2 protein-coding genes are annotated in these 2292 nt (G+C 70.4%); both read left to right on the plus strand.

Going from position 1 to position 2292, the window contains the following annotated elements:
* Positions 1-409 (plus strand): acyl carrier protein (locus tag CLM62_RS38070; RefSeq protein WP_257004324.1); only part of this gene is annotated, 409 nt, incomplete at its 5' end.
* A 46-nt stretch (positions 410-455) separates the two neighbouring features.
* Positions 456-2292, plus strand: a 1837-nt coding sequence (locus CLM62_RS38075; RefSeq protein WP_143659217.1) for a type I polyketide synthase, incomplete at its 3' end; no start/stop codon positions are given.

Below are 2292 nucleotides of genomic sequence, written 5' to 3' on the forward strand. Positions count from 1 at the left end.
GGAGATCACGCCGAGCAGGCCGTTCAAGGACCTGGGCTTCGACTCGCTGACCGCGATGGAGCTGCGCAACCGGCTGCAGAGGGCGACCGGGCTGCGGCTGCCCGCCACCCTCGTCTTCGACCACCCCAACTCCCAGCGCGTCGCCGACCTCCTGCACACGGAACTCGCCAAGAACGGGCAGCAGGGCATCGGCGACGTTCTCGACATCAGGCGGGAGCTGACGCGGATCGGCGAAGCACTGGACAACGTGGCCACCGATCCGCAGGCACGCGAGGACATCGCCGATCACCTCCGTGACCTCATCGCCCAGCTCAGCACCGCTGAGAAGGACGCCACGACGACCGATCTCGGCGCCGCCACGGACGACGAGATCTTCGACTTCATCGACCGCGACCTGGGCGTGTCCTGAACAGGTATCAGCCGGGCTCTCAACTGCTTCAGAGTGGGATTTCACGATGACCGAGGACAAACTCCGTACCTATCTGCGCAGGGTCACGGCCGAACTGCAGCAGACCCGTCAGCAGCTCAAGGACAGCCAGGACCGCGTTCGCGAGCCCCTTGCCATCGTGGGAATGGCCTGCCGGCTCCCCGGCGGCGTCGACTCGCCCGAGCAGTTGTGGCAGATGGTGATCGACGGGGCCGACGGGGTGAGCGGATTCCCCGAGGACCGGGGCTGGGACCTGTCCTCGCTCTTCGACAGCGATCCCGACCGGCCGGGAACGACGTACACCCGGGAGGGCGCGTTCCTGCGCGAGCCGGGCGCCTTCGACGCCTCCTTCTTCGGGATCTCCCCCCGCGAGGCCCTGACCATGGACCCCCAGCAGCGGTTGCTGCTGGAGACGTCGTGGGAGGCCCTGGAGCGCGCGGGGATCGACCCGCACACGCTGCGCGGCAGCCGCACCGGCGTGTTCGTCGGAGGCACCGCCATCGAGCACACCGTCAAGCTGATGAACTCCCCGACCGACCAGGGGTACGCGATCACGGGCGGCTCCGCGAGCGTGATGTCCGGCCGTGTCTCCTACGTGCTGGGCCTCGAAGGGCCCGCGGTCACCGTCGACACGGCCTGTTCGTCCTCACTCGTCGCCCTGCACTCCGCCGTGCAGTCACTCCGGCAGGGCGACTGCACACTGGCCCTCGCCGGCGGCGTCGCGGTGATGGCCACCTCGTCGGCCTTCGTCACCTTCGCCCGGCAGCGCGGCCTGGCCGCGGACGGCCGTTGCAAGGCGTTCTCCGACGACGCCGACGGCATCGGCTGGGGCGAGGGGGCCGCCATGGTCCTGCTGGAACGCCTTTCCGACGCACGCCGCAACGGCCACCCCGTGCTGGCGGTGATCCGCGGCTCGGCGGTGAACCAGGACGGTGCGTCGAACGGGCTGAGCGCGCCGAACGGCCCGTCGCAGCAGAGGGTGATCCGGGCGGCGGTCGCCAACGCCGGGCTGACCCTGGCGGATGTGGACATGGTGGAGGCGCACGGCACGGGGACGACGCTGGGTGACCCGATCGAGGCGCAGGCGCTGCTGGGTACCTACGGCCAGGACCGCTCGGACGGCCGGCCGCTGTGGCTCGGCTCCCTCAAGTCGAACATCGCGCACACTCAGGCGGTGTCCGGCGTCGCCGGTGTGATGAAAAGCGTCCTGGCACTCCAGCACGCCGTCATGCCCCAGACCCTGCACGTGGGCAAGCCCAGCACGCAGGTGGACTGGTCGGCGGGTGCGGTGGAGTTGCTGACCGAGGCCCGCCAGTGGCCGGAGACAGGGCAGCCACGCCGCGCGGGTGTGTCGTCGTTCGGGATCAGCGGCACCAACGCCCACGTCATCCTGGAGCAGGCCCCCGAGGAGAACGACGACGCGGAGCCGCAGCCCGAGGACGCCGCCGAGCCGCCCTTCACCGTGCGGCCCGTGCCGCTGCCCTGGCTGATATCCGGAAACACCGAGGCCGCACTGCGCGCCCAGGCCGCGCGCATCCAGGCACACCTCGACGCCAACGACGGCCTCCGGACCGCCGACATCGGCTACTCGCTGCTGACGAGCCGCTCCGTCCTCGCCCATCGCGCGGTGCTGTTCACCCACCAGGACACGGACCGGCCCACCACCCTCGCCGCCCTCGCCGACGGAGTCGACGCCCCGGGCCTGGTCCGAGGCTTCGGCGACGTGGGCAACGGTGTGGTGTTCGTGTTCCCGGGTCAGGGGTCGCAGTGGGTTGGTATGGGGCGTGAGTTGTGGGATGCCTCGCCGGTGTTCGCGGAGTCGATGGTGGCGTGTGAGCGGGCTTTGGCGCCGTTTGTGGGCTGGT

This window comes from Streptomyces sp. SA15, assembly GCF_002291145.1.
Classification (GTDB): Bacteria; Actinomycetota; Actinomycetes; order Streptomycetales; family Streptomycetaceae; genus Streptomyces.